Origin of the sequence: Bradyrhizobium sp. 134 (genome assembly GCF_023074155.1) — a bacterium.
Lineage (GTDB): Bacteria > Pseudomonadota > Alphaproteobacteria > Rhizobiales > Xanthobacteraceae > Bradyrhizobium.
This window is the reverse complement of record NZ_JADPKX010000016.1, coordinates 85,800-111,922: the sequence shown is the minus strand read 5'-3', so window position 1 is coordinate 111,922 and position 26,123 is coordinate 85,800. Positions and strand designations below refer to the sequence as shown.

The 26,123-nt window shown below is 64.3% G+C and carries 26 protein-coding genes; 11 read left to right on the top strand and 15 right to left on the bottom strand.

The features are described from left to right. Nucleotides 1–102 precede the first annotated feature (102 nt). The 3 genes from IVA75_RS06165 to IVA75_RS06155 all read left to right on the top strand — a co-directional run bounded on the left by IVA75_RS06165 (nt 103) and on the right by IVA75_RS06155 (nt 2,961). Nucleotides 103–1,788 carry a long-chain fatty acid--CoA ligase gene (locus IVA75_RS06165; protein ID WP_027514214.1) on the top strand — a complete coding sequence of 562 codons (1,686 nt, stop codon included), beginning with the start codon at nt 103–105 and terminating at the stop codon, nt 1,786–1,788. A gap of 15 nt (nt 1,789–1,803) precedes the next feature. After that, nucleotides 1,804–2,358, top strand: a complete 555-nt coding sequence (locus IVA75_RS06160) for a DUF924 family protein (RefSeq protein WP_247285752.1) — start codon at nt 1,804–1,806, stop codon at nt 2,356–2,358. 117 nt (nt 2,359–2,475) lie between these two features. Further along, complete coding sequence (locus IVA75_RS06155; RefSeq protein ID WP_027565673.1) at nt 2,476–2,961, top strand: peroxiredoxin; 486 nt, start codon at nt 2,476–2,478, stop codon at nt 2,959–2,961. Between the two features lie 158 nt (nt 2,962–3,119). On the opposite strand, the gene rnhA is transcribed toward IVA75_RS06155, so the two are convergent. The 3 genes from rnhA to ispH are packed head-to-tail and all read right to left on the bottom strand — an operon-like array spanning nt 3,120 to nt 5,539. Next, complete coding sequence (gene rnhA / locus IVA75_RS06150) at nt 3,120–3,584, bottom strand: ribonuclease HI (RefSeq protein WP_007597503.1); 465 nt, start codon at nt 3,582–3,584, stop codon at nt 3,120–3,122. Continuing rightward, complete coding sequence (locus IVA75_RS06145) at nt 3,581–4,564, bottom strand: homoserine kinase (protein ID WP_247285750.1); 984 nt, start codon at nt 4,562–4,564, stop codon at nt 3,581–3,583. The genes rnhA and IVA75_RS06145 overlap by 4 nt, the downstream gene beginning before the upstream one ends. Nucleotides 4,565–4,570: 6 nt before the next feature. Beyond that, nucleotides 4,571–5,539 carry a 4-hydroxy-3-methylbut-2-enyl diphosphate reductase gene (ispH, locus tag IVA75_RS06140; RefSeq protein WP_007597506.1) on the bottom strand — a complete coding sequence of 323 codons (969 nt, stop codon included), beginning with the start codon at nt 5,537–5,539 and terminating at the stop codon, nt 4,571–4,573. A 253-nt stretch (nt 5,540–5,792) separates the two neighbouring features. On the opposite strand from ispH, the gene IVA75_RS06135 reads away from it, so the two are divergent. Beyond that, entirely contained in the window at nt 5,793–6,488 is a 696-nt protein-coding gene (locus IVA75_RS06135; protein WP_027565675.1) for a cell cycle transcriptional regulator TrcR, read from the top strand. A 188-nt stretch (nt 6,489–6,676) separates the two neighbouring features. On the opposite strand, the gene IVA75_RS06130 is transcribed toward IVA75_RS06135, so the two are convergent. The 4 genes from IVA75_RS06130 to IVA75_RS06115 form a co-directional block, all read right to left on the bottom strand. After that, entirely contained in the window at nt 6,677–6,937 is a 261-nt protein-coding gene (locus IVA75_RS06130) for a hypothetical protein (protein WP_018453135.1), read from the bottom strand. A gap of 168 nt (nt 6,938–7,105) precedes the next feature. Then, nucleotides 7,106–9,028, bottom strand: coding sequence for a propionyl-CoA synthetase (locus IVA75_RS06125; RefSeq protein ID WP_247285748.1), 1,923 nt, complete (start codon nt 9,026–9,028; stop codon nt 7,106–7,108). Nucleotides 9,029–9,172: 144 nt separating this feature from the next. Further along, nucleotides 9,173–10,558: a tetratricopeptide repeat protein gene (locus IVA75_RS06120; protein ID WP_247285747.1), complete on the bottom strand. Its 1,386-nt coding sequence runs from the start codon at nt 10,556–10,558 to the stop codon at nt 9,173–9,175. A 146-nt stretch (nt 10,559–10,704) separates the two neighbouring features. After that, nucleotides 10,705–11,463 carry a tetratricopeptide repeat protein gene (locus IVA75_RS06115; RefSeq protein ID WP_247285745.1) on the bottom strand — a complete coding sequence of 253 codons (759 nt, stop codon included), beginning with the start codon at nt 11,461–11,463 and terminating at the stop codon, nt 10,705–10,707. Nucleotides 11,464–11,591: 128 nt separating this feature from the next. Between IVA75_RS06115 and IVA75_RS06110 the strand changes: the two genes are divergently transcribed. Beyond that, nucleotides 11,592–13,136 (top strand): sodium:proton antiporter, encoded by a 1,545-nt coding sequence (locus tag IVA75_RS06110; protein ID WP_247285744.1) that lies wholly within the window; start codon nt 11,592–11,594, stop codon nt 13,134–13,136. Nucleotides 13,137–13,211: 75 nt separating this feature from the next. Then, nucleotides 13,212–13,982, top strand: a complete 771-nt coding sequence (locus IVA75_RS06105) for a hypothetical protein (RefSeq protein ID WP_247285743.1) — start codon at nt 13,212–13,214, stop codon at nt 13,980–13,982. 45 nt (nt 13,983–14,027) lie between these two features. On the opposite strand, the gene IVA75_RS06100 is transcribed toward IVA75_RS06105, so the two are convergent. From IVA75_RS06100 to IVA75_RS06080, 5 genes are all read right to left on the bottom strand, one after another. Next, nucleotides 14,028–14,834: a glucose 1-dehydrogenase gene (locus IVA75_RS06100; protein ID WP_247285742.1), complete on the bottom strand. Its 807-nt coding sequence runs from the start codon at nt 14,832–14,834 to the stop codon at nt 14,028–14,030. Between the two features lie 56 nt (nt 14,835–14,890). Continuing rightward, a complete protein-coding gene (locus IVA75_RS06095; protein ID WP_247285741.1) occupies nt 14,891–15,304 on the bottom strand; it encodes a DUF1850 domain-containing protein in 414 nt (137 codons plus the stop codon). After that, nucleotides 15,265–17,373 (bottom strand): TRAP transporter permease, encoded by a 2,109-nt coding sequence (locus IVA75_RS06090; RefSeq protein ID WP_247285740.1) that lies wholly within the window; start codon nt 17,371–17,373, stop codon nt 15,265–15,267. Before IVA75_RS06090 ends, IVA75_RS06095 begins: the two co-directional genes overlap by 40 nt. Before the next feature lie 157 nt (nt 17,374–17,530). Then, complete coding sequence (locus IVA75_RS06085; protein ID WP_247285739.1) at nt 17,531–18,478, bottom strand: TAXI family TRAP transporter solute-binding subunit; 948 nt, start codon at nt 18,476–18,478, stop codon at nt 17,531–17,533. Nucleotides 18,479–18,642: 164 nt separating this feature from the next. Continuing rightward, nucleotides 18,643–19,122 carry a hypothetical protein gene (locus tag IVA75_RS06080; RefSeq protein ID WP_247285738.1) on the bottom strand — a complete coding sequence of 160 codons (480 nt, stop codon included), beginning with the start codon at nt 19,120–19,122 and terminating at the stop codon, nt 18,643–18,645. A gap of 194 nt (nt 19,123–19,316) precedes the next feature. Between IVA75_RS06080 and IVA75_RS06075 the strand changes: the two genes are divergently transcribed. Next, nucleotides 19,317–19,619, top strand: coding sequence for a hypothetical protein (locus IVA75_RS06075; RefSeq protein ID WP_247285737.1), 303 nt, complete (start codon nt 19,317–19,319; stop codon nt 19,617–19,619). Nucleotides 19,620–19,779: 160 nt separating this feature from the next. Here the strand turns inward: IVA75_RS06075 and IVA75_RS06070 are convergent, their stop codons facing one another. Together IVA75_RS06070 and IVA75_RS06065 are read right to left on the bottom strand one after the other, a co-directional pair. Next, the gene (locus tag IVA75_RS06070) at nt 19,780–20,994 is read right to left on the bottom strand and encodes a hypothetical protein (RefSeq protein WP_247285735.1); all 1,215 of its coding nucleotides are present in this window, start codon (nt 20,992–20,994) and stop codon (nt 19,780–19,782) included. Nucleotides 20,995–21,064: 70 nt separating this feature from the next. After that, a complete protein-coding gene (locus IVA75_RS06065) occupies nt 21,065–21,691 on the bottom strand; it encodes a CoA pyrophosphatase (protein WP_247285733.1) in 627 nt (208 codons plus the stop codon). A 68-nt stretch (nt 21,692–21,759) separates the two neighbouring features. On the opposite strand from IVA75_RS06065, the gene IVA75_RS06060 reads away from it, so the two are divergent. From IVA75_RS06060 to IVA75_RS06045, 4 genes are all read left to right on the top strand, one after another. Further along, a complete protein-coding gene (locus IVA75_RS06060; RefSeq protein WP_027565689.1) occupies nt 21,760–22,185 on the top strand; it encodes a PaaI family thioesterase in 426 nt (141 codons plus the stop codon). Between the two features lie 282 nt (nt 22,186–22,467). Then, entirely contained in the window at nt 22,468–23,478 is a 1,011-nt protein-coding gene (locus IVA75_RS06055) for an aldo/keto reductase (protein WP_247285731.1), read from the top strand. A gap of 13 nt (nt 23,479–23,491) precedes the next feature. Continuing rightward, complete coding sequence (locus IVA75_RS06050) at nt 23,492–24,805, top strand: tetratricopeptide repeat protein (protein WP_247285729.1); 1,314 nt, start codon at nt 23,492–23,494, stop codon at nt 24,803–24,805. Nucleotides 24,806–25,002: 197 nt separating this feature from the next. Next, nucleotides 25,003–25,593, top strand: a complete 591-nt coding sequence (locus IVA75_RS06045) for a hypothetical protein (protein ID WP_247285727.1) — start codon at nt 25,003–25,005, stop codon at nt 25,591–25,593. 156 nt (nt 25,594–25,749) lie between these two features. On the opposite strand, the gene IVA75_RS06040 is transcribed toward IVA75_RS06045, so the two are convergent. Continuing rightward, on the bottom strand, nt 25,750–26,112 hold the full coding sequence (locus IVA75_RS06040) for a hypothetical protein (RefSeq protein ID WP_247285725.1): 363 nt from the start codon (nt 26,110–26,112) through the stop codon (nt 25,750–25,752). Nucleotides 26,113–26,123: the final 11 nt, after the last annotated feature.

The window sequence follows — 26,123 nt, the reverse complement described above, 5'->3', positions numbered from 1 at the left end:
CCTAAGGCTCGACCGCTTGCCACCCGTTCCGGCAGGCTCGATACTGACGGCAATGAGGCAAGCCCGAGACACAACGGGCTCTGGTCAATGAGGGGAGTTTCCATGGAGCGCATCTGGCTTAAGCAATATCCGCCCGGCGTCCCCGCCGATATCGAGCCGACGCAATATTCATCGCTGGTCGACCTTCTGGAGGAGAGCTTCGCCAAGTTCGCCGACCGCAAGGCGTTCATCTGCATGGACAAGTCGATCAGCTATCGCGATCTCGACCAGATGTCGCTGGCGATGGCGTCCTACCTGCAAGGGCGAGGCCTGCAACGCGGCGCCCGCGTCGCGATCATGATGCCGAACGTGCTGCAATATCCGGTCGCGACCGCGGCCGTGCTGCGCGCCGGTTTCGCCGTGGTCAATGTCAATCCGCTCTACACGCCACGCGAACTCGAGCACCAGCTCAAGGATTCCGGCGCCGAAGCCATCATCGTGCTGGAGAATTTCGCCCACACCGTCGAGCAGGTGATCGCGAAGACACAAGTCAAGCACGTCATCGTCGGCAGCATGGGCGACCTGCTCGGCTTCAAGGGCGTGATCGTCAATCTGGTCGTTCGCCGCGTCAAGAAGATGGTGCCGGCCTGGTCGCTGCCAGGCGCGGTGTCCTTCAACGACGCGATCTCCGCCGGCCGCTCTCTGGCCTTCAACAAGCCGAAGCTGTCGCCCGGCGACGTCGCCTTCCTGCAATATACCGGCGGCACCACCGGCGTGTCCAAGGGTGCCACCCTGCTTCATCGCAACATCGTCGCCAACGTCCTGCAGAACGACGCCTGGCTGCAGCCAGCGATGGCCGCGCCGCCACATGTCGATCAACTGATGGTCGTCTGCGCGCTGCCGCTCTATCACATCTTCGCGCTGACGGCCTGCTACCTGCTCGCGGTGCGCGCCGGCGGCTGCAATCTCCTGATCCCCAATCCGCGCGACATCCCGGGCTTCATCAAGGAATTGGCGAAGTACCAGGTCAACAACTTCCCGGCCGTGAACACGCTCTACAACGGCCTGATGCACCATCCCGACTTCAAGAAGCTCGACTTCTCCAAGCTGAAGATCTCGAACGGTGGCGGCATGGCGGTGCAGCGTCCGGTCGCCGAGCAGTGGAAGGCGATCACGGGCTGCTCCATCGCCGAAGGCTACGGCCTGTCGGAGACATCTCCGACGCTGACCTGCAACACCACGACCGATCCCGAGTTCAATGGCACCATCGGCATCCCCGTGCCCTCGACCTGGATCTCGATCCGCGACGACGACGGCAACGAGATGCCGCTCGGCCAGCCCGGCGAGATCTGCGCCAAAGGCCCGCAGGTGATGTCGGGCTACTGGAACAGGCCGGAGGAGACCGCCAAGGTGATGACTGCGGACGGCTATTTCCGCACCGGCGACATCGGCATCATGGACGAGAGGGGCTACACCAAGATCGTCGACCGCAAGAAGGACATGATCCTGGTCTCCGGCTTCAACGTCTATCCGAACGAGATCGAGGAAGTGATCGCGAGCAACCCCGGGGTGCTCGAATGCGCCGTCATCGGCATTCCCGATTCCAAGTCGGGAGAGGCGGTGAAGGCGTTCGTGGTCAAGAAGGACCCGAACCTCACGGCGGAGGCCTTGGTCAAGTTCTGCCAGGAGCAGCTGACCGGCTACAAGGTGCCCAAGCACATCGAATTCCGTACCGACCTGCCGAAGACTAACGTCGGCAAGATCCTGCGCCGGCAGCTGCGCGACGAGAAGAAGGCGGAAGCGGCGTAAGCGCCTCTTTCGTTCATGACCGACGACAGCAACATCAGTCCGGCCGGCGTCCTCGCCTTCTGGCGCGAGGCCGGCCGCGATGCCTGGTACGAGCGCAATGACGCATTCGACGTTGAGGTCAGGCGCCGCTTTCTCGCGCTGTGGCAGAAGGCGGTCGCCGGCGAGCTCTTGTCATGGGAGGCGACCGACGAGGGCGCACTCGCGCTCGTCATCGTGCTCGACCAGTTTCCGCGCAACATGTTTCGCGGCACGTCGCAGGCCTTTGCCAGCGACGCTTTGGCGCGCGACGTCGCCCGCCGCGCCATTGCGCGGGGTGCAGATCAAAGGATGGACCCGGTCCTGCTCGAATTCCTCTATTTGCCCTTCATGCATTCCGAGTACCTGCCCGATCAATTGCACTGCGTCGCGCTGTTTCAAAACACCGACAATGCCGAAAACCTGAAATACGCGCGGGAGCACGCGGATATCATCCGGCGGTTTGGCCGCTTCCCCCACCGCAACCGTCTGCTCGGCCGCGACACCACGCCGGACGAGCAGGCCTTCCTCGACGGCGGCGGGTTCGCCGGCTGATGACATAAAGGTGAAGGTCCCGCCCTCACCGCCTCCGGGTCACTATCCGTGCCGGCAATATTGTGCAGGCCCGCCGCACGGTCTAAAAAGCGGGACCGATTTTCAGGGAGACTGACGATGGCGATCCAGACTGGCGACAAGCTGCCCGAGGCGAAATTCCGCGTGATGACGGCGGAAGGCCCGCAGGTGAAGACCACCGACGATATCTTCAAAGGCAAGAAAGTGGCGCTGTTCGCGGTGCCCGGCGCCTATACCGGCACCTGCCACAAGATGCATCTGCCGAGCATCTTCCTCAACGCCTACGCCCTGAAGGACAAGGGCGTCGACACCATCGCCATCGTCTCCGTCAACGACGCCTTCGTCATGAACGCGTGGAAGCGCGACACGGACCAGCGCGACGAGGCCATCTTCCTGGCCGACGGCAATGCCGACTTCGCCAAGGCGATCGGCATGGAGCTCGACGCCTCCGGCAACGGTCTCGGCATCCGCTCCAAGCGCTATTCGATGCTGGTCGAGGACGGCGTGGTCAAGAAGCTGAACCTCGAGGCGATGCCTGGCAAGGTCGAGGTGTCCGGCGGCGATACTCTGCTCGGGCAGCTGTAAGCGGCCATCGCTTTCAGCCACAAACGACACTGGATGCCCCGCGAAAGCGGGGCATCCAGTATTCCAGAAACAGTTGTTGTTAAATCGAGAGGCCGCGGCGTACTGGATCGCCCGCCTTCGCGGACGATGACAGTTGAGACTGGAGCGCCGACCGCGCGCTACTCCGCCACCCGCGCCTGCAACCGCGCCTTCACGATCCCGTCGCGCGCGAGCTGATCGGCGCGTTCGTTCTCGGGATGCCCTGCGTGGCCCTTGACCCAGTGCCAGCGCACGTCATGAGCCTTCAGCGCGGCATCGAGGCGCTGCCATAGCTCGACATTCTTCACCGGCTTCTTGTCGGCGGTGCGCCAGCCGTTGCGCTTCCAGCCGTGGATCCAGCCGGTGATGCCCTGACGGACATATTGGCTGTCGGTATAGAGATCGACGGTGCACGGCTTCTTCAGCGCTTCCAACGCGGAGATCGCCGCCATCAATTCCATCTGGTTGTTGGTGGTGTGGCGCTCACCACCGTTCAGTTCTTTTTCCTTGTCGCCGAACTTCAGGATCGCGCCCCAGCCGCCGGGCCCCGGATTTCCCGAGCAGGCGCCGTCGGTGTAGATCGTGACAATCGGAAGCTCGCTCACGCCATCAGCCCCGACGGCATCAGCCCGTAGTCGCGCACGCTGGAAACGCTCTGGTGGAAGCGCAGCTTGCGGACATATTCCAACGGATCCTTCGGCTTGACCAGCGCGCCGAGCGGAACGTTGAGCCAGTCGACCAGCCGCGTCAGCAGGAAGCGGATCGCAGCTCCGCGCGCGAGCAGCGGCAGCGCTGCCTCTTCCGCCTCGGACAGCTTTCGCACGCGGCCATAGGCATTGAGGAAGGCCCGCGCCTTGGTGACGTTGAAGGAATGATCCGGCTCGAAGCACCAGGCGTTGAGGCAGATCGCGACGTCATAGACGAGCCAGTCATTGCAGGCGAAGGTGAAGTCGATGATCCCCGAGAGCTTGTCTCCGAGAAAGAAGACGTTGTCGTTGAAGAGGTCGGCGTGGATCACGCCTTCGGGCAGCTGCGTCGGCCAGACGCCACTCTCGAGGTAGTCGAGCTCGTGGCCCAGGAACGCGCGCAGGCCGGGCTGCACCTCGTCGGCCCGCTGTGACGCGGCATCGAACAGCGGCCGCCAGCCCGGGACCGACAGCGCGTTCGCACGCCTGATCGCGAAATTCGCACCTGCCAGATGCATCCTGGCGAGCCCCTCGCCGACGCCGGCGCAATGGGCCGCGCTCGGCTTGCGCGGCCAGACGCCTTCGAGAAAGGTGATGATGGCGGCGGGCCGGCCCGACAGCTCGCGCAACGCCTCGCCGTCCGTTCCCTTCACCGGCAGCGGGCAGTTGACGCCGTGCTCGGCCAGATGCGTCATCAGCGCGAGGAAGAACGGCAGATCGTTCTTCGCCACGCGCTTCTCATAGAGCGTGAGGATGAACGACCCCTTGGTCGTATGCAGCAGGAAGTTGGAATTTTCGACGCCCTCGGCGATGCCCTTGTAGGAGAGCAACTCGCCGAGATCGTATTGGTTGAGGAAGTCCGCAAGCTCGTCGGCGGCAACGTCGGTGTAGACCGCCATGAAGGTCTACTCGGCGGCGGCTTCGGGGCGCACCTGACGCGGCAGCGGGAAGAATTCGTTTTCTTCCGCGGCCGAGACCGTCTCCACATGCAGCGTGAAGCGCTCGGCGAACGCGTCCATGATCTCCTCGACGATCACTTCCGGTGCCGAGGCGCCCGCGGTGATGCCGAGGCTGGTGATGTTCTCGAACCGCTTCCAGTCGATTTCGGTCGCGCGCTGCGCCAGCACGGCGATCGGGCAGCCCTCGCGCTCGGCGACCTCACGCAGGCGCTGCGAGTTCGACGAGTTCGGCGCGCCGACCACGATCAGGGCATCCACCACCGGCGCCACCTTCTTCACCGCGAGCTGGCGGTTGGTGGTGGCGTAGCAGATGTCTTCCTTGTGCGGCCCGTTGATGTTCGGGAAGCGCTCCTTCAGCAGCGCCACGATCTCCGCGGTGTCGTCGATCGACAGCGTGGTCTGGGTCACGAAGGCGAGGTTGTTCGGGTCCTTCGGGGCGATGGTCTTCGCGTCCTCGGCGGTCTCGATCAGGGTCACGGCGCCGGTCGGGAGCTGGCCGAGCGTGCCCACCACCTCCGGATGATGGGAATGGCCGATCAGGAAGATCTCGCGGCCGCGCTTGAAATGGATTGCGGCCTCGCGGTGCACCTTGGTGACCAGCGGGCAGGTCGCATCCAGCGAGAACAAATTTCGGGACGTGGCGTCGGCTGGAACCGATTTCGGCACGCCATGGGCCGAGAACACCACCGGCGCGGTGGTGTTTTCCGGGATCTCGGCGAGTTCCTCGACGAAGATCGCGCCCTTCTTCTTCAACCCATCGACGACGTATTTATTGTGCACAATCTCATGGCGAACATAGACGGGGGCACCGTATTTATCGAGCGCCCGTTCCACGGTGTCGATCGCCCGGACCACCCCGGCGCAGAAGCCACGGGGAGAACAAAGCACGATCTTGAGGTCTGGTTTGGCTGACATTGAGCGATCTCGGGACCGAATCACCTCGCCAGAGGGGCGGGAAGCGGTCGATGAATGAATAGGGCTTGGGTGCGGTCTTACAGCGACTTCAGAGGGAATTGGGCCCCCTTTCGGGCGCTGTCAAGGCACTATCTATAGCAGAACCATTGCGTGGCTACCCCCTCCGGGCTTATATAGCGCGAATTCCCAGTCATCGCTGATGACCACCGGTTTCGCCTCCAAAGGGGTGGGCGAAGCACAAAGGAGATTTGCCATGAGCAACGCACCTCTGATGCCCAAGGCGACCGCCGTCTGGCTGCTCGACAACACCGCGCTGACCTTCGATCAGGTCGCCGATTTCACCAAAATGCACCCCCTCGAGGTGCGCGCGATCGCCGACGGCGACGCCGCCCAGGGCATCAAGGGCATGGATCCCCTCTCCAACGGCCAGCTGACCCGCGAGGAGATCGAGAAGGGCGAGAACAACCCGGACTACCGGCTCCGCCTCCAGGAGAGCAAGGTGGTGCTGCCGCCGCAGCCCAAGCGCAAGGGCCCGCGCTACACCCCGGTCTCGCGCCGCCACGAACGCCCGAGCGCCATCCTCTGGCTGCTGCGCAACCATGCCGAGCTCAAGGACGCCCAGATCATGCGCCTGGTCGGCACGACCAAGAGCACGATCGCCAGCGTCCGTGATCGCACCCACTGGAACACCTCCCAGCTGACGCCGATTGATCCCGTCACCCTCGGCCTCTGCTCGCAGATCGAACTCGATTTCGAGGTCGCGCGCGCGGCCAAGGAAAAGCCGATCGACGCGGCCTATGGCGGCGCCACCCTGCTGCCGGCCTCCGAAACCACCAAGAAGGACGAGTACGAACCCGCGGAGAGGTCCAGCGACGATCTCAACGTCGATGCCGTGTTCGCCAAGCTGAAGACGCTCGGCGGCAAGAAGCAGGACCAGGAGGAGGAGTAATCCTTCGCCTTCAGTCGTCATCGAATGCAAGCGCGGCGGGGAAACCCGCCGCTTTTTTTTGTGTGACGCAAGAAGCTTCAGCAACCGCGTCATTGCGAACGCAGCGAAAAGTAATCCAGATTGTCTCGACGGAGAGATCCTGGATTGCTTCGCTGCGCTCGCAATGACGGATAAGTGGAAAGCAGCCTCTACGGCCGGTCCGGATGGTTCAGCATGTATTCGCCGAGGTCGCGCTGGCGGCGGTCGGCGCGGGTGGTCGCGGAACTGCGCTGGACGTCGCGGTCCTTGCGGCAGGCTACGTATTCGGGCGAGCCGGCCGCATAGCCGCGGCTCTGGCAGACCGCGTCGTCATCGTCGCCGCCCATGGCCACCGGCGTCTGGTAGCGCGCGGAGCAGGCGGAGAGAATGAGGCCCGCAAATGCAATCGCTAGAAACGGCTTCGAATTCATGGCAGGCCCTTCATCCTCAGGGTGAGGAGCCCGCGCAGCGGGCGTCTCGAACCATGCAGGCCAAGCTGCAGCAGCGGGGCCTTTCATCCTTCGAGACGCGCGCAAGCGCGCTCCTCAGGATGAGGATTGAGCGGAAAAATGCGGCCTATTCAAGCCCCATTGCAAACCTCACACCCGCCCCTTCAGCGCATCGCCGATCTCGTCCAGCACCTTGGGGTCCTCGATCGTCGCCGGCATGGTCCAGGCTTCACCATCTGCGATCTTCTTGATGGTGCCGCGCAAGATCTTTCCGGATCGCGTCTTGGGCAGGCGGCCGACGGTGATGGCGAGCTTGAACGCGGCAACGGGACCGAGCTTGTCGCGCACCAGCGCGACGATCTCCTTCTCGATCTCGGCGGGGGCCCGCTTCACGCCCGCCTTGAGCACCAGGAAGCCGCAGGGTACCTCGCCCTTGATCGCGTCCTTGACGCCGAGCACGGCGCATTCGGCGACATCGGGATGCGAAGCCAGGATCTCTTCCATGCCGCCGGTGGAGAGCCGATGGCCGGCGACGTTGATGATGTCGTCGGTGCGGCCCATGACGAAGATATAGCCATCTTCGTCCTTATAGCCGGCATCCGACGTTTTGTAGTAGCCGGGGAATTCGGTGAGATAGGCTTCCTTGAAACGTTCGTCCTGATTCCAGAGCGTCGGCAGGCAGCCCGGCGGCATCGGCAGCTTGATGACGATCGAGCCCATGGTGTTCGGGCCGACCGGCTTTGCCGCTTCGTCGACCACGTCGACCTGATAGCCCGGCATCGGCACCGTCGGCGAGCCGTGCTTCACCGGCAGCTGGCCTAAGCCGACCGGATTGCCGGCGATGCACCAGCCGGTTTCGGTCTGCCACCAATGGTCGATCACAGGCACTTTCAACTGCTGCTCCGCCCATTCCACCGTTGGCGGATCGGCGCGCTCGCCAGCCAGGAACAGCGTACGGAAGGTCGAGAGGTCGTATTGCCGGATGAATTTTCCTTCCGGATCTTCTTTCCGGATCGCGCGGAATGCGGTCGGCGCAGTGAAGAAGGCGACAGCTTTGTGCTCGCTGATCACGCGCCAGAATGCGCCGGCATCGGGCGTGCCGACCGGCTTGCCCTCATACATGATCGAGGTCGCGCCGTGCAGCAGCGGGCCGTAGACGATGTAGCTGTGGCCGACCACCCAGCCGATGTCGGAGCCGCACCACCAGACCTCACCCGGCTTGACGCCATAAAGGTTGAACATGGACCATTTCAACGCGACGAGATGGCCGCCATTGTCGCGCACGACGCCCTTGGGAATGCCGGTCGTGCCCGACGTATAGAGAATGTAGAGCGGATCGGTAGCGGCGACGGGCACGCAAGGCGCCTGCTTGCCGTCGTTCATCGCCTTGCGGCGCAGGCCCGCCCAATCATAGTCGCGACCGGGCGTGAGGGCGCAGACGAGCTGCGGACGTTGCAGCACGATGCAGGCCTTCGGCTTTGCGCCCGCAAGCCTGATCGCCTCGTCGAGCAGCGGCTTGTACTGCACGATCCGGCCGGGCTCGATGCCGCAGCTCGCCGACAGGATCAACTTTGGTTGGGCATCGTCGATGCGGGTGGCGAGCTCTTTCGCGGCAAAGCCGCCGAACACCACGGAGTGCACCGCGCCAATGCGCGCGCAGGCGAGCATCGCGACGACGGCCTCCGGTACCATCGGCATATAAAGGATGACGCGATCGCCCTTGGCGACGCCAAAATCCTGCATGATGGCGGCGAGGGCCTGCACTTCGGCCAGCAGTTCGGCGTAGGTGAATTTGGTGACGCTATTTGCCAGCGGCGAATCGTGGATCAGCGCGATCTGGTCGGCGCGGCCGCGTTCGACGTGGCGGTCGAGCGCGTTGTAGCAGGTGTTGACGACACCACCGCTGAACCAGCGGCCGTAGACGCCCTGCGAGGGATCGAAGAGCTTTTTCGGCGGCTCGATCCAGTCGATTTCCTTAGCCGCCTCGGCCCAAAAGCCCTCAGGTTCGGCCAGCGAGCGCGCATAAACCTCGTGATAGAGGCTCTTTCCGTCGACGTTTCCTCGGACGTTCATTCCCGCGCTCCCGTTCCCTTTATTCGCCTGGCCTTGACCTTGTGGAAGGACAAACGTCCCGCCATGACAGGGATCAAGTACCGGCCATGTTTGAGGGGTATTTTCCCGGGAACGGGCCGCGGTTCAAGCTGAAAAGAACAGTGCTCAGCTATCCATCGCATTGAGCCGCTGCAGCCGGTCCTGCATGACCTTCCTGAGATCATAGCCCGGGCGGCCGAAGCTCGTATTGCGGGTGGCGAGGAAGTCGCGTTGGGTGCGACGGAGCTCGCCGGCCGAGCGGGACCCGGCCGATTTCAGCACGCGCTCGTAGGTCTCGGCGATCTGGCGGTCGATCACACCCAGTTGCGGATCGGCACAGATCACCTTCTCGACCTCGCGCTTCGCAGTGGCACAATCGAACGACGGGCCATTGCCGGAATTCGCAGCGAGCGGCCGCAGCGGCTCGCCGCCGAATTTCGCGATCTCCGCGATCATGGCGCGGCGTCCGGCGGCGGCGTTGTCATTGCCGGGATCGAGCCGCAGCGCGGTCTCGTAGTCGGCCAGCGCCTTCCTGCGTTCGCCCATCTTCTTGTAGAGCACGGCGCGGTTATTGTAGGTCTGCGCGAAATTCGGATCGAGTTTCAGCGCGGCCTCGTAATCGCTCAGCGCCGCGCCAAGCTCGCCCTTGAGGTGGTAGGAATCGCCGCGGTTTGTGAAGAAATTCGGCCGCGGCGCCAGCCGCAGCGCCTGATCGTAATCGGCAATCGCCTTGTCGTACTCGCCCATCGCGGCCAGCGACAGCCCGCGATTGTCGTAATATTCGGGCACCTTCGGATCGAGCCTGATCGCCTCGCCGTCGTCGGCAACCGCCTTGTCGAGCTGGCCGAGCTTCTTGTAGGCGGCGCCACGATTGGTGTAGCTGCGCGGCCGGTTCGGATCGAGGCGCAACGCCTCGCTGAGATCGCGGATCGCCTTCTCGTTGTCGCCGCCGAGATAATAGGCCACGCCGCGGTCGGACCAGGCCTGTGCATTGTCAGGCTTCAGCTTGATCGCCTGGTCGTAATCGGCAAGCGCGCGGTCGAGCCGGCGCTGGTTGGTGTAGACCACGCCGCGCAGCTCGTAAGACTCGGAATCCTGCGGATCGAGCTCGATGGCCTTGCTGAGGTCCGCCGCGGCGCGGTTGAGATCGCCGCCGGCCTCGCGGAGGAGATCGCCGCGCAGGCGCCAGGCTTTTGCGTTCTTGCCATCGAGCGCAATGGCGCGATCGATATCTCGCAGCGCCTGCGTGAGGCCGCCCGAGGTCCGCGCATTGGCGTCGGCGCGCACCAGCAACGCCGCGGCGCGATCGGAGGATGGAATTGAGGTCTGGTCAATGGTGGCGCTGCAGGCCGGGATCAGCTCAGCCGGAGCGGCCTTGCTCCCCATCACGCAATCGACGCCGGCCGAGGCGGGGGCGACGAGGACGACGCTCATTGCCGCGGTGAGCAGGAGCGAGCGAAACGAGATTTTTGCAAACGAGAGCATTTGCGCGGAAGGATGCGTGCCGCACATGGCATAGGGCTCCGGGACATCAGGCTTTCACCATTGTCGCGGCGGGGACGCGATGGGTTCAAAATTGAGCCAGTCAGGGGCGCACCAGCGCCCTTCTCACGAGAAGTCGTCATGCCCGGGCTTGAGGTTGCGGAGGTCCTAAAGCTTCAATACCCGTCCACCCCGTTGAGCCGCTGCAGCCGCTTCTGCATTGCCTTCTTCAAATCGTACCCCGGCCGGCCGAACCCGGCGTTGCGGCGGGCGATGAAATCGTCCTGCTCGCGCTGAAGCGCCTTCGCTTCGCCTGCATTGCGGGCTTCGCGCAACACGCGCGCGTTGGCGGCAAAGACCTCACGGTCGAGATCAGCGAGCTCGCGGTTGGCGCAGATCGCCTTCTCGACGGGACGGCGCGCACCCTTGCAAATGAAGCTGGGCTTGCCCGCGACCGCCATCTGCGCGCCGATCCGCTCGATCTCGCGCGCCATCGCCTTGTGGTTGACCTTGGCCTTCTCGTGGTTCGGATCGATCTTCAATGCCGCGCCGAAATCCTGCACCGCCTTGGGCTTGTCACCCTTCCTCAGCCAGAGCTCGCCCCGCGCGTTGAAGATATCGGCGAGACCGGAATCGAGCTCCAGGGCGCGGCTGTCGTCAGCGATTGCGCGGTCGACCTGATCATGCCGGGCAAACAGCGCGCCGCGCGCGATCAGCGCCTTGATCAGGTCGGCCTTCGCCGTCTTCTCGTTGTCGATCACGGCGGCGCAGGCCGTGACGGCCTTGTCGATATCGTCGGCTGCGGCGGCCGCGAGGCACGGCGCGATGTCGACCTGCGGGACCGCGGCCGGTTCGCCGCCGGTCGCGGCATGAGCCACGACGAACGAGAGCGCGAAGAGCACCGCGGCTCCGGCCCATTGAATGAGAAAACGCATGCTTGTCACAGTCGGAAAGTCTTGAGTTAAGGTCCGGGTTGAGGTCTTGCCTTGGGGCTGCACTATCAATCATACGGCCGGATTGGTGCTAGCTTGGGGCGCCGCTCAAATCGGTTTCGGGGATCAACGTGTCGACATTCGAATGGATCATCGTGCTTCTGCTCGGCGCCGTTGGATTATCGGCGCTGGCGCGGCGGATCAAGGTCCCCTATCCGACCTTTCTCGCGATCGGGGGTGCACTGATCGCCTTTGTGCCGTCGAGCCCGTCCTGGACGCTGGAGCCCGACCTGGCACTGGCTCTTTTTGTCGCACCGGTCCTGCTCGATGCCGCCTTCGACACCTCGCTGCGCGATCTCCGCAACAATTGGGTTCCGGTCTCCACCCTGGTCGTCGCCGCCGTCGGCCTGACCACGGCCGGCGTGGCCTACGTCGCGCACCGGCTGATGCCTGATATGCCCTGGGCCGCCGCGGTTGCGCTCGGCGCCATCGTGGCCCCGCCGGATGCGGCCGCCGCGGTTGCGATCCTGAGCCAGGTCAAGCTGCCTCATCGCATGGTGAAGGTCCTGGAAGGCGAGAGCCTGCTCAACGACGCGACCGCGCTCCTGATCTATCGCATCGCCGTCGGCACGGTTGCCACCGAGCATCTGGCATGGAGCCAGGTCGCGCCGACCATGGCGCTGGCGCTGGTCGGCAGCGTCGTCGCGGGCCTGGTCGCAGGCCGCATCATCCCGCTGTTCATGGAACGCGTGAAGGAAGCGCCGAGCGCGATCATCGTGCAGTTCGCCACCACCTTCATGGTCTGGATTGCCGCCGAGCATCTCGGTCTCTCCGGCATCCTCACCATCGTGGTCTACGGCATCACCATCGCGCGCACGGCGGGGGCACGCATGCCGGCGCGGCTGCGGGTGCCTTCCTATGCGGTGTGGGAGACTATGGTGTTCGTGCTCAACGTGCTCGCCTTCATGCTGATCGGCATGCAGATGCGGCCGATCTGGACGCGGCTCGATGCGGACGTGCGCTGGGAATATTGCGTGGCGGCCGCCTGGATCCTGCTCACCGTGGTTCTGGTGCGGCTGGCCTGGATCACGTTCTACCGCACGACGCTGCGCACGCTGGTGGCGCACGGCATCTATCACCCCAAGGATCCGAAGCAGGTCGCCTCGGCCAAGGGCGGCCTCATCATCTCCTGGTGCGGCATGCGCGGCCTCGTCACGCTCGCCACCGCCTTTGCCCTGCCGGAGAGCTTTCCGCATCGTGACTTCATCGTCTTCTCGGCGTTTGCCGTCGTGCTCGGCACGCTGGTCGTGCAGGGCCTGACGTTGCGGCCGCTGATCCTGGCGTTCGGCCTCAAGGACGCCGATCCCGTCGGCATCGAGGTCGCGCGCGCCCGCGCCGTCGCCTATCGCGCGGCGCTCGACGCGATCGAGGACGATCCGTCGGAGGAAGCGGAGATCCTGCGGCTCGAATATCGCGCCATCCTGATGCAGGCCGACGACGATCCCCATGGCGGCATCACCAACGGCGAACTGCCCGCCGATCCGCTGCGCCGCCGTGGCATCGCGGCCGCGCGAAAGTCGATCTTCGACCTCCGCGCCAGGGAAGTGATCGGCGACGATGCGTTCCATCGGATCGAGGAGGAGCTCGATCGCGCGGAATTGAGCGCGGGGGGTTAAATCCCATCCCGACAAGTGCCCTGCACAGGTGGCTAGGGGCTTGAACCAAACGCCGCCTCACCAGACTCATCCCTCATGACGACCGTGATCGACGACCGTCGTGTGCGCGCGCGGGATGCGTCGCCCGCACGATATTTCTATCTCCAAATGGCACTGGCCTGCGCTGCCACCGCTTTTCTCGGCTTCGCACCGACCTATTTTGTGCCGCTCGCGCAACGGACCTTGTCCGCAAGCCCCGTCATTCATTTCCATGGTCTGTTGTTCTTCACATGGTCTCTCTATTTCGTGATCCAGACCTGGCTCGCCGCCTCAGGCCGCATGGTCAATCACCGTGCGCTCGGCATCGCCGGCGTTTCGCTCGCGACCGCGATGACGATCTTCGGCTTCCTCGCTTCCGTCCATGTAATGCAGCATTCCGCGGCGCTCGGACAGAAAGAGGCCGGTATCGCCTTCGCGATCGTGCCGATGAGCGGGATCGCGTTCTTCGCTGGTGTATTCGTGCTCGCGATCATGAACACGCGAAAGCCGGAGATTCACAAACGCCTGATGCTGCTCGCCGCGGTCTCCATCCTCGATGCCGCGATCGCGCGCTGGTTTCTCACCTTCCTCGCGCCTCCGGGACCGCCCGGGCCGCCGCCGGTGCCCGTCACCATCGCGCCAGCGATGCTCGCTTCGCTGCTGCTCGTCGTCGCCATCGTACGCGACTGGCGCACCGAGGGCCGGGTGCACCCGGTCTACATCACCGGCACGCTCGCGATGCTGGCGGTGAAGATCTTGAACTGGCCGGTCAGCGAGACCGCGGCGTGGCATTCGTTTGCCGGCGGGATCCTGGCGCTGGCGCAATAAGGTTCAGCCGTCGTCCTGGCGAAGGCCGGGGCGACGAGCAAGGAGCTACGGCCCCGCCTTGCATGTGATCCCGCCGTCCACCACGAGCTCGATCCCCGTCACATATTTCGCTTCGTCCGAGGCCAGGAACAGCGCGGCGTTGGCGACGTCGAAGGCGTCGCCCATGTGGCCCATCGGCACTTGCGCATCGCGCGCGCGCCACATCGCCTCGACGTCGCCCTTGGCATAGCTGTTCGCAAGACCTGCGGAATGTTCCACCATCGGCGTCTTCATCAGGCCGGGCAGGATCGCGTTGACGCGGACATGGTGGTGCGCAAACTCGATCGCGGTGGTGCGGGTCATCTGGTTCATCGCCGCTTTCGAAGTGCCGTAAGTGACGTAGGAGATACCCATGTGGCGGATCGAGGCGATCGAGGAGATGTTGATGATGGAGCCGCCACCCTGTTTCACCATCACGGGGATGACGTGCTTCATGGCGAAATAGGCACTCTTGAGGTTGACGCTGAAGACGCGGTCCCAGCTCTCCTCGGTCACTTCGACCACGCTGCCCATCTCGGCGATGCCGACATTGTTGTCGAGGACGTCGATGCGGCCGTAGGCCTTCAGGCACGCCGCGACCATCGCCTCAACCTCGCGCGCACGCGAGACGTCGGCCGTAAACGCGCTCGCCTTGCCGCCTTCGTCCGTGATGATCTTCGCGGTCTCCTCGGCAGCTGCGCCGTTGCGATCGACGCAAAACACCTGCGCGCCCTCGCGCGCAAAGGTGACCGCGGTGGCCTTGCCGTTGCCCCAACCCGGCCCGATCGAGCCGGCGCCCACCACCATCGCAACCTTGCCCTTGAGCCGATCCATCGCGTTTCTCCCCTATTCTTGTTTTTGTAGCCCGGATTACGCTTCGCTCCATCCGGCTACGGATCTTTGCAGACGCTCATCTTTGTGACGTTAGCACCAATGGGATGACCGACAATCTCGGACAACGTCCGGCACTTGCCGTCATGGCATAGCCGCCATTCGCCAGCCGCGCCGGAATTGCCCAGCACAACCTCCGGCATCGGCGCGCGCGCAGGCTTCCATTGAAACCAGCCGTCGACGAGGCGCGCCTCGGGCGGCGGCTCCATGCCGGGGCCGGTGCCCTTCACGCGTGCCTGCGTCAGTTCAAGCCCGGCGGGGGTGACGCGCCAGTCTTCCTGCCAGTCGACCTTCGCGATCGAATGCGTCCACACCAGCGTGAACGCGGACAGCGCCAGCGCCTTCACGCCTGAGGCTGTGACGAAGCAGAGGCTCACACCGCCTCGACCGGCGCCGGCGGACGCCGACGCCACTGCCACAGCACGATGGCCGCTGCGAGCAGGAAGCCCGCGGTGTCGCTGAACGGGAAGTCACCGAGCAGGCAGAGCGCAGCACCGAGCGCGACCAGACGTTCGAGGAACGTCAGGCGCGTGAACAAAAAGCCGATCGCGACCATGCCGAACAGCGCGATCGCCACCATCGCCTTGAGAGTCGCCAATGCCACCGCGCCGTAGAAGCCGAGCTTGGCCGCCATGGGATCGCCGCCCTGCAGCATCAGCGCCGGCGAATAGACGAATATGAAGGGGATGACGTAGCCGGCGAGCGCGATGCGCATCGCCTCCCAACCGATCTTGTCCGGATTCTCCTTCGCGATCGGTGCTGCGGCTAACGCCGCCAGCGCCACCGGCGGCGAGAGGTCTGCCATGATGCCGTAATAGAACGCGAACATGTGGCTCGCGATCAGGGGCACGCCAAGCTTGGCCAGCGCGGGCGCCGCGAGCGCTGCCGTGATGATGTAGGTCGGAATGGTCGGGATGCCGGTGCCGAGCAGGATCGACAGCAGCATGGTCATGATCAGCGCCAGGAACAGGCTCTTCTCGCCGAGGCCGATCACCCAGCCGCCGAAGATGGTGCCGACGCCGGTCTGCGACATCATGCCGATGATGACGCCGACAATGGCGCAAGCCATGCCGACGGTGATGGCGGATTTCGCGCTTTCAGCCAGCGCATCGCGGCAGGCGCGCAGGGCGGAAAATCCACCGCGCATGAACGCAGTGACCACGATCAGCGCGACGACGACGCAGGCGACCGGCACGATCTGAAGGCCGTCGCGCGAGAGCGCGGCGACGACGAGCGCGAGCCCGATCCAGAAGATATAGCGGATCGCCATCGAAGGCGCGCCCGTCGTGATGGCGGTGCCAAGGATCAGCGCCACCGTCAGCGCAAGGCCCATGCTGCCGGCATAGAGCGGCGTAAAGCCTTCGAACAGCATGTAGACCAGCGCCGCGAGCGGCAGCACGAGGTACCAGCGCGTCACCAGCGCCTTCCAGGCGCTTGGAATCTCCGAGCGCTTCATGCCGGTGAGCCCGTGCTTGCCGGCTTCCAGATGCACCATCCAGAAGGCGGAGGCGAAATAGAGCATCGCGGGAATCGCGGCCGCTTTCACGATCTCCGAATACTGGACGCCGAGTGTCTCCGCCATGATGAAGGCAACCGCGCCCATCACCGGCGGCATGATTTGCCCGCCCATCGAGGCCGTCGCCTCGACGCCGGCCGCGAACGCCCGGCGATAGCCGAACCTGATCATCAGCGGAATCGTGAACTGGCCGACGGTGACGACGTTGGCGACGCCGGAGCCGGAGATCGTGCCCATCATGCCCGAGGCGAACACCGCGACCTTGGCCGGGCCGCCGCGGGTCCTGCCGAACAACCCAAGCGAAACGTCGGTGAAGAGCTGGATCATGCCGGCGCGCTCCAGGAACGAGCCGAACAGGATGAACAGGAAGATGTAGGTCGCCGAGACGTAGATCGGAACGCCGTAAAAACCTTCGGTGCCGAACGACAGATGCGTGACGATCTGGTCGAAATCATAGCCGCGATGGTTGAGCGGCGACGGCAGATACTGGCCGAAGAACCAGTAGACGAGACAGGCGCCGCACATCAGCGGGAGCGCCGCGCCCATCAGCCGCCGTGTGCCCTCGAAGATCAGGACGGCGAGCAGTGTGCCGACCACGAGATCGAGGCGCGTCGGATCGCCGTCACGTGCGATCAGATCCGCATAGAATATCCATTGATAGAGCCCGCACAGAAAGCCGGCGCCGCCGATCAGCCAGCCGATCGCACGGCCGAAATCGCTTTTGGCGGTGAAGTTGCCGATCAGGCCAAAGGTGAGGAGGATGAGGAAGCCGACATGGACGCCGCGCACCACCTGGCTCGGCAGATAGTTGAAGGCCGCGACATAAAGCTGGAAGGTCGCGAAGGCGATGCCGATCCAGTACGCGAGCGTGCCCCACCAGCCCGGGCCAAAACCTTCCGGAAAACCGTGCTCGAAATTGTCGAACTCGACCTTGATGGGCGCTTCGCTGCCCTCTGCCTGCAACATCGATATGACCCCAACCGTCCAGCGCTTATAACAGTGCACGACGCATCCAGACCGTCATGGCCGGGCTTGTCCCGGGCATCCACGGACTTTCTCGCCTGCTCCTAGAACGTGGATGGCCGGGACAAGCCCGGCCATGACGCCCGATAACGAAAGCTGATTACTTGATCAGCCCTTTTTCCTTGTAATAGCGGATCGCGCCGGGGTGCAGCGGAACCGGGCTGCCGCTGGCGGCCGTCTCGAGCTTGATCTCCTTGCCGGCCGCATGCGCGTTGGCGAGCTCGGGCAGCGACTCGTAGACCAGTTTTGTCATCTGGTAGGCGAGATCGTCCGACACCGCCGAGCTGGTGACGAGGTAGTTGACCACGGCGGCGGTCGGCACGTCCTTGTCCTGCCCGGTGTAGGTGTTGGCGGGAATGGTCGCCGCGATGAAGGGCAGGCCGATCTTGTCGACGGTCTCCTTCGGCACCGACACCACCGTGATCGGGCTCGAGGTCGACAGATCCTTCAGCGAGGCCACGCCGAGGCCGGCCGATTGCAGCGTCGCGCCGAGCTGGCGGTTCTTCATGAGATCGACGGATTCGGCAAACGGCAGATACTCCACCTTGCCGAGATCCTTGTAGCTCATGCCGGCCGCTGTCAGGATCGCGCGCGAATTGAGCTCCGTGCCCGATTTCGGCGCGCCGACCGACAGGCTCTTGCCCTTAAGGTCCGCCAGCGTCTTGATGCCGCTCTCGGCGGTCGCGACGATCTGGATGTAGTTCGGATAGATCGCGCCGATGGTCCTGAGCTTGTCGAGCTTGGACTTGAAGCCCGCCTCCTCGTCACCGTCCCAGGCCGCTTTCAGCGAGTCGCCCAGCGTGAACGCGATCTCGCCGCGGCCCTGCTGGAGCAGGATCAGATTCTCGACTGACGCCTTGGTGGCCTGCACCTGCGTCTTCACGTTCGGAATCTTGTCGCCGTAGATCTTCCCGATCGCGACCCCGAGCGGATAGTAGACGCCGGAGGTGCCGCCGGTCAGCACGTTGATGAAGGATTGCGCCTGCGCGCAAGGCGCGGAGGCCGCCAGCGCAAGAGCCGCGGCCACGCCGAAAATCGTCCGTTTCATGATCTTTCCACTCCCCAAACCGGCCGGGAAGTTGGCCGGATGAAGGGAGCGGGTCAACCCATCCAAAAGTCAAAACAGGACTGCGGTAAATGGCTGTGCTGGCTCGATTTTTGGGGAACTCAGCGGGTGCGGCGAGGTGGCGCAGCCAAGTCTGGACAGCCCCCTCACTGGAAGGTCATGTCCAGGCATTTGGAGATGTCGGAGCCGAGGCCGGACGAGATGATGATGCAGCCGCGCACCTTCTGCGCGCTGACGTCGGCAGCCCAGACCGAGTAGCCGCCGGGGCCGAAGAACGAATTGGTGTTCGGAGGCTCGGTCTCGGTGGCGTCGAAATCGTAATGGCCATCGGTCTCGAAGATGCGCGGCTTCTTGGTGCAGGCGCCGTCGGTCTGGACGTTGATGACTTCCTTGTTGTCGCGGGTCAGCGCCAGCGAGACCTGGCAACGGAAATATTCCGAGGTCTTGGTGTTAAAGAGATAAGTGTAGGACTTGCAGGTCGCGGTGTTCAGCTTGCCCGGGGCCAGGCCACGGCTGCACGAAATCCGCTGGTTGTGGCTGAGCTGGTAATCATCGGCCCGGGCGACCGGCGTGAGCGCCGTCAGCAACAGGCCGGCGGCCCAGCAAGCTTTAATGACGAGGTTCATTCGAATCATCCCCTACCCAATGTTTTTGTCGAATTGCGTTCTAGACGGAAAGCGGAACATAGTCGCGCGGGGACGAAGGGAAAATCACAAACTGCTGGGCAAGACGTGATGCGCTGCGGCGCTTTCGCAAATTGACCCGGATGCATCGTTCGTGATTTGTTCAAGCCGGGCGCCTCGATGGGGAGGATAGGGTGATGGCAATTTCAACAAAGATCTTTTTGATGACGGCCGTGCTCGGCGCGTTTGCTGCGCCCGCATTGGCGCAGACCGCTGCGACACCTTGGGAGCTCAAGCCCGACACCGGCTACGCCTATGACAAGGACGGCAAGACCTTTTCCTACAAGATGGGCACCAGCAATGCCGGTGAACTTCTGAAGGGCGCCAAGAAGGTACCGAAAGGCACGCTGTTCTTCATCGGCCACAACGGCCAGCTATACATGCGCAGCGGCCCGTATCTGGAAGGCGACGGCAAGTTCAAGTTCGGGTCGGATCAGTAGGGCGAGGTCGCGGCGACGCCACACACTGCTGTCGTCCCGGCGAAGGCCGGGACCCATACCGCGTGATCCCTCGATTGCGTACGGCCGCAGTACCGAACGACCGTCCTCCCAAACTGCGCCCTGTGGTAATGGGTCCCGGCCTTCGCCGGGACGACGCCGCCTAAAACGCCCCCGCCAGCTCCCGCGCGCCGGCGTTGTTGCTGTTGCTGTCCATCCTCGTGTCCGTCACCGCCAGCAGCTTCGCCACCGTGTTGTGGCGGATCGCGACCGGGTTGCGCTCGTAGCCGCCGCGCTGGAAGAAGTTCGACGTCGGCACCTGCTCGCGCATCGCCTGCGGCATCGTCACCATGTCGAGGCCGGTGCCGTCGCCGGTGAGGTTCATCATCTCGAGCTCGGCCGCGCTGAGCGGGCGGCTATAGCCCTTGGCGCGCGCGAACAGCACCGACGTCAGCAGCTTGTGGGTCTGCAGCATCGGCCCGATATCGATGTCGAGCACCATGGCATGCATGGCCCAGCCCTGCGCGGTGTTGCCGATCTTCTCGTGCTCCGACCAAGTGTCGGGCACCGATTTGGCGTGCGCCACCATTTTCTTGAGAACGGTGAGCTTGTGCTCGAGCGACTGGCGCGCCGGGCCCGAGGTCCGCGCGACCTTATCGGAGAGCGCGCGGATGAACTCATGGCCTTGCTCGGCCAGCAGCTCGACGCTGTTGGTCGTCAGCAGCTGGTTGTAGCCCATCGCGGTCGAAATGGCGCGCTTGCCGCCATGCTCGATTCCCGCCTGCACGTCATAACTGCCGGTGCCGCCGGTCTCGAACGCATAGACCCGCACCGCCTGCTCGCGCGTCAGCCCCGAGGCCAGCGCGTAGCGTGCATAGACGCGCTTGAATTCGACTTCGTTGGACGGCCGCTGCGGCGTGAACTGGTAGAGTTCCTGCGCCGCGCGCAGCAGATCGGCGACCACGGGGATCGGCTTTTTCGTCGGGCGGTCCGGGGTTTCCTCCGGCTCCGGATTCACTGGCCGTTTCGGCCCGTTATAAAGCGGCGGATGCTCCAGCACGTAATCGTCGAGCGTGATCTGCTGCCCGCTGCGCCGCTTGGCGTTGCGACCTTTCCGCTTCTCGGAGATCTGGCTCCAATAGCCGCCGGCTTCCTCGTCGAAGGCCGCACGCGCCGCCTGATACTCCTGCAGCTTGCGGCGATATTCCAGCACGGCGGGCGACGCACCGCCTTGCGCGAAAAATTGCGACAACAGCTGGGCTTTGGCATTGCGGACGGCCGGCGGCAGCGCGTCGGATTCGCCACCGCGCGCGGCAGGCGCGAGCAGGACGAGCGCGAGTGGAACCAGTCTCACGGCATTTCGAATCGATTGATGCATGCTGCCCTCTTAGCAGGCATCCGGTAACCGTCACGTTAACAGGTCGTTTACCTCGTTTTCGCGCCTCGCGTCACTTCCAGGCGAATACCGGCTGTTCCAGCTCGGTGACGCGGGTGTGGCGCCCCGCCAGCACCTCGCGGAACTGGTAGATCAGGGCCGCCGTCGGCGCGTGGATCAGGCTCGACTGATGATGAAAGCGGATCACACGGCGCGTGCTCTCGGGGATCACGACGAAATCGAAAGCGTCGGAGCGCTCGACCGTCGCAAGCGCGATGCGATGGACGGAGGCGACCTCGTCCGGGTTTGGTTTGATCGCGGCACTATCGGCGGCCCAGACCACGACTGGCGTAATCAGATAGCCCGAGCGGGTCGGATAATCATCGAGCGTGCCGAGCACCTCCGCGCTGGTGAGGTGGAGGCCTAGCTCCTCGTCGAGTTCGCGCAGCGCCGCCTCGACCGGCGTCTCGCCGGCATCGCAGCGTCCACCGGGCAAGGCCCATTGACCGCGATGGGCGCGCAGATGCGATGCGCGCAGCGTGAGCAGCAACGCCGTCTCATCGCTCTCGCTGGCCGCAGTCAACGCAACTGCCACCGCGGCGCGCTTCAACGCCGCCGGCGCTTCGTCCTCCGGCAGCCGCGTGAAGGCCGCGCAGGCGGCCGCGATATTCCGCCGTGTGGCATCGTCGAACGGTCTCATGATGCTTGACTACACCACGTCCGGCCCCGATGAAATGAAATCGCACGACCCGCTCAGGAATGGACGACATGACCAATAAGACAGCCGCACGGCTGAAGGCAGAAGGCTGGACCATTCTGGAGACCACGGGCTTCATGCATCTGATCGGCCCGCTGTGGGAGCGCAAGATCGACGGCCAATACGAATTCGCACTCGCGACCGAGGACAAGCACCACAATCGCCGCGGCATGGTCCAGGGCGGCGTGATGATGACGTTCGCGGACCGTACCTGCGGCATGACCGCCCGCTACGTCTCCGGCAAGGAGTTCATGGCGACGGTGCAGCTCGACACCCATTTCGTCGAAGCTGGCCAGATCGGCGACATCCTGATCTCCCGCCCGCGCGTGGTGCGCGCGACGCGCAGCCTGATCTTCATGAGCACCGAGGTGACGGTGGACGATCGTTGCGTGGTGATGGCAAATGGTGTGTTCAAGATTTTGAAGGGGCCGGGGTAGGAGCGATACCCACCGCTGTCATTCCCCGCGCAGGCGGGGAATCCAGTACGCCGCGGCTTCTCGATTAAACTACAGCCCTCTCGGAATACTGGATCGCCCGGTCAAGCCGGGCGATGACAGCTGAGAGCGTAGCAAGCATCTCTGCCAACGTCGTCATTGCGAGCGCAGCGAAGCAATCCAGACTGCCGCCGCAGACGCATCTCTGGACTGCTTCGCTGCGCTCGCAATGACGGAGTGAGACGGTTATGCTGTCGCCCGAAGCAGCAGCTAAGGACGCGCCCCATGCAATACCGCCAACTCGGCCGCAGCGGCCTCAAAGTGTCGCCGATCTGCTTGGGCACGATGATGTTCGGCGGGCCGACCGATGAAGCCACCTCAAAGCGGATCATCGCGAAGGCGCACGAGGCCGGCATCAACTTCATCGACACCGCGGACGCCTATTCGAAGGGCGCATCCGAAGAGGTCGTGGGACGCGCCATCGGCAACAACCGTCACGCCTGGGTGCTCGCGACGAAACTTGCGAACCCCATGGGCGAGGATCCCAACCGTGTCGGCCTGTCCCGCCGCTGGGTGTTGCAAGCGGCGGATGAGAGCCTGAAGCGGCTCGGCACCGACCACATCGACATCTATTATCTGCACAAGGAAGACCATTCTACGCCCCTGGAGGAGACGGTGCGCGCGATGGGCGACCTGATCCGCGCCGGCAAGGTGCGCTATTTCGGCGTGTCGAACTACCGCGCCTGGCGCCTCGCCGAAATCTGCAACATCTGCGACCGGCTCGGCATCGACCGTCCCGCTGTGAGCCAACCCTATTACAACGCCATGAATCGCATGCCCGAAGTCGAGCACTTCCCGGCCTGCTCCTATTACGGCCTCGGCATCGTGCCCTACAGCCCGCTGGCGCGCGGCGTGCTGACCGGCAAATACAAGCCCGACGCGGCTCCCGACAAGGAGACCCGCGCAGGCCGCAACGATACGCGCATGATGCAGACCGAATGGCGGCCGGAATCGCTCCAGCTGGCGCAGGAGATCAAGGCCCACGCCGAGAAAAAGGGCATCACCGCAGGCCAGTTTGCGGTCGCCTGGGTGCTGAACTCCGCTTTTGTCTCCTCGATCGTTGCCGGTCCGCGCACCGAGGAGCAATGGGAAGGCTACACCGGCGCGCTCGACTATCGCTTCACTGCCGAGGACGAGGCGCTGATCGACAGACTGGTCGTGCCGGGTCATCCCTCGACGCCGGGCTACAACGACCCGGCCTATCCGATCGAAGGACGTCGCGCGCGGACGGCCTGAGCCGGAGACAGGAATGGCCCTCGAAGATCGCTACGGCCTGCCGCTCTCCACCTCTTCGCCAGAGGCGGCATCCGCTTATCGCGAGGGCGTCGACCTCATGCTCGCGGGCTGGACCGGCACGGCGGAAACGCTGGAGCGCGCGATTGCGCTCGATCCGGATTTTGCGCTCCCCCATATCGCCCGCGCCCGCGTGCATGGCTTCTATCAGCAAGGCGATCTGGCTCGGCAGAAGGCGGCGCTCGCGCGCGAGCTCGTGGCGAAACGCGGCACGGAACGCGAGCGCTCGCATGTCGAAACGCTGGCGCTCGCAATCGAGGGCCGGCTGCCCGAGGCGATCGCGGCGACGATGACGCACGTCGAGGCGTGGCCGCGCGACGCATTGGTGCTGTCGCTGCCGCTCGGCGCGTTCGGCCTGTACGCGTTCTCCGGCATGGCCGATCACGACCGCGCGCGGCAGGAGCTGTGCGAGCGCGTTGCGCATCACTATGGCGAGGATTGGTGGTTCCTCACTATGTACGGCTGGGCGATGACCGAGAACGGCAATGTCGGTCGCGGCCGCGGCGTCACCGAACGCGGCTTCGACCTGCGCCGGCAGAATGCCCATGCCGCGCACGCCGTGCTGCATGCGATGTTCGAGGACGGTTCGATCGAAGCGGCCGACCGGCTCGTCGACGACTGGATCCCCTCTTACCATCGCGCCGGAATCTTGCACGGCCACATCCGCTGGCATCAGGCGCTCGGCGCGCTGGAGCATGGCGATGCCGCGCGGGCGCTCGCGATCTATGCCGACGTGCTGCAGCCAAACGCCACGCAGGCGCCACCGCTCAATCTCGTCACTGACGGTGCGTCACTGCTCTGGCGCCTGTCGGCTTACGGCCACGCCGTGCCGAGAGCGCTCTGGCTCGAAGCCGACGCCGCCGCGCAAAAACTGTTTCCGAAATCGAGCCTGCCCTTCGCCGATATCCACATGGCGCTGTTCGCGGCTGCGACGCAAAATCGCGAGGCGCTCGCCACACGTCTTGCCGCGATCGAGCAAAGGCTCGCCGATGGTAAGCTTCCGGCCGGTCCCGTGGTGCCCGCGGTCTGCCGCGCACTGGCGGCCTTTGCCAACGAGGACTACGCGGCATGCGTGCAAACGCTCACGCCGATTCTCGGTGAGGTCGTGCGTCTCGGCGGCAGCCACGCCCAGCGCGAGTTGATCGAGGACACTTTTGTCGTTGCCCTGATGCGCAGCGGCGACCTGCCCCGCGCCCGCGCGCTGCTCGACGCCCGCCTGCACCGCCGCCCGTCCCTGCGCGATACGCGCTGGCAGGCGGCGATGGGATAGCCCCGCCACGAAAAAAACACCGGCCGAGCGGCAAGTGCCGGCCGGGAATGGGTTGGGCGATCTGGGCGAATCGCCGTTGGGGTGGCGCGGTGGTATTTCAGACGGACTTGGCTGAGCAAACGGGATCGCAACCAATTTGCGGTTCGCTGATTGTCGGACGGAACTTTTCCGTGGTTCCCTGGCATGTGAGCCTTCCGATGCGCCTCTGCCGACCCATCCTCGCTGTCGCCCTCGTCCCCACCTTCGTCCTCTTGGCAAGCCCTTGTTTTGCCGAGTCTTCCGCGCCGATTCCCGTCAACAATCCACCCGGGCAGCAGACCGCCTTTATCGATTTGCTGGCGCTGATGTCCGGCCACTGCAAGACGTTGAAGGTCGCCGGCCGCACCTTCGCCTGCAAGACGGTGGCCTACGCCCACGGCGACAGGGGCCGGGTCAATTTCACGGTCGCGGTCGACGATCCCGCCGACGAGAATCACGTCGTGTCGTTCTCCGGCGAGAACGGCAAGCGCGCCGACGACAACTCCTATGAGCTGCCGATCGACCGCATGCTGCTCAACTCCAAGGACCGTCCCAAGGTCGACGGCCTGCCGGTGCCGGCCGAGCAGACCTCCACCGGCCTCTGCCGCCAGACCGGCAATTTCGCCGCCAAGAAGGTGACTGACGTCACCTGCTCTGCCACCGACAGCGAAGGCCGTCGCTACGAACTGCTGTTCGTCTCCGACGGCACGCCCGTAAGCGTGCGTCGTATCAGGCAGTCGGCGCCGTCGATCCAGGATCCGTTCAAATAGCGGTCCTTCTTCGCTCTGCATGCGGGGCCAGGTGAACCGCCGCCTGCGCGGCACAGCCGGATCAAATCCTTTCGTTGAAACTTCGGAACCGGCAGGTATGCTCGGATGCGTCCTCACCGAGGAGGCGCCCGTTGCAAACACAGGCCAGGCACAGAGTCAGCAATGAGGATGGTCATCGCGATCAAACGGCTCCTGATCGCCTGCCTGTTCGCAATCCTGGCACATGAATGCCCTGCAGCCGACAGTCCGGGGCAGCGCTCTATCCTGGTGCTGGAAGACGCAGACTTTCGTTCGCCATTCTATTCTGAGATTTTCGCCGGTATCCGCACGGCTGCGAAGGAAAATGGGCAGATCCACACCGTGATCTACGGCGAAAGCCTCGATCTCGCCCGTTTCCCGGGACCGGACTACGAGGAGAGCCTGGTCGGTCATCTCAAGACCAAATACGCGCATCGGCCGATCGACATCATCGTCTCGATCGGCGTCGCGTCGGCGAAATTCCTTCAGGCGCGCAAGCACGACATCTGGCC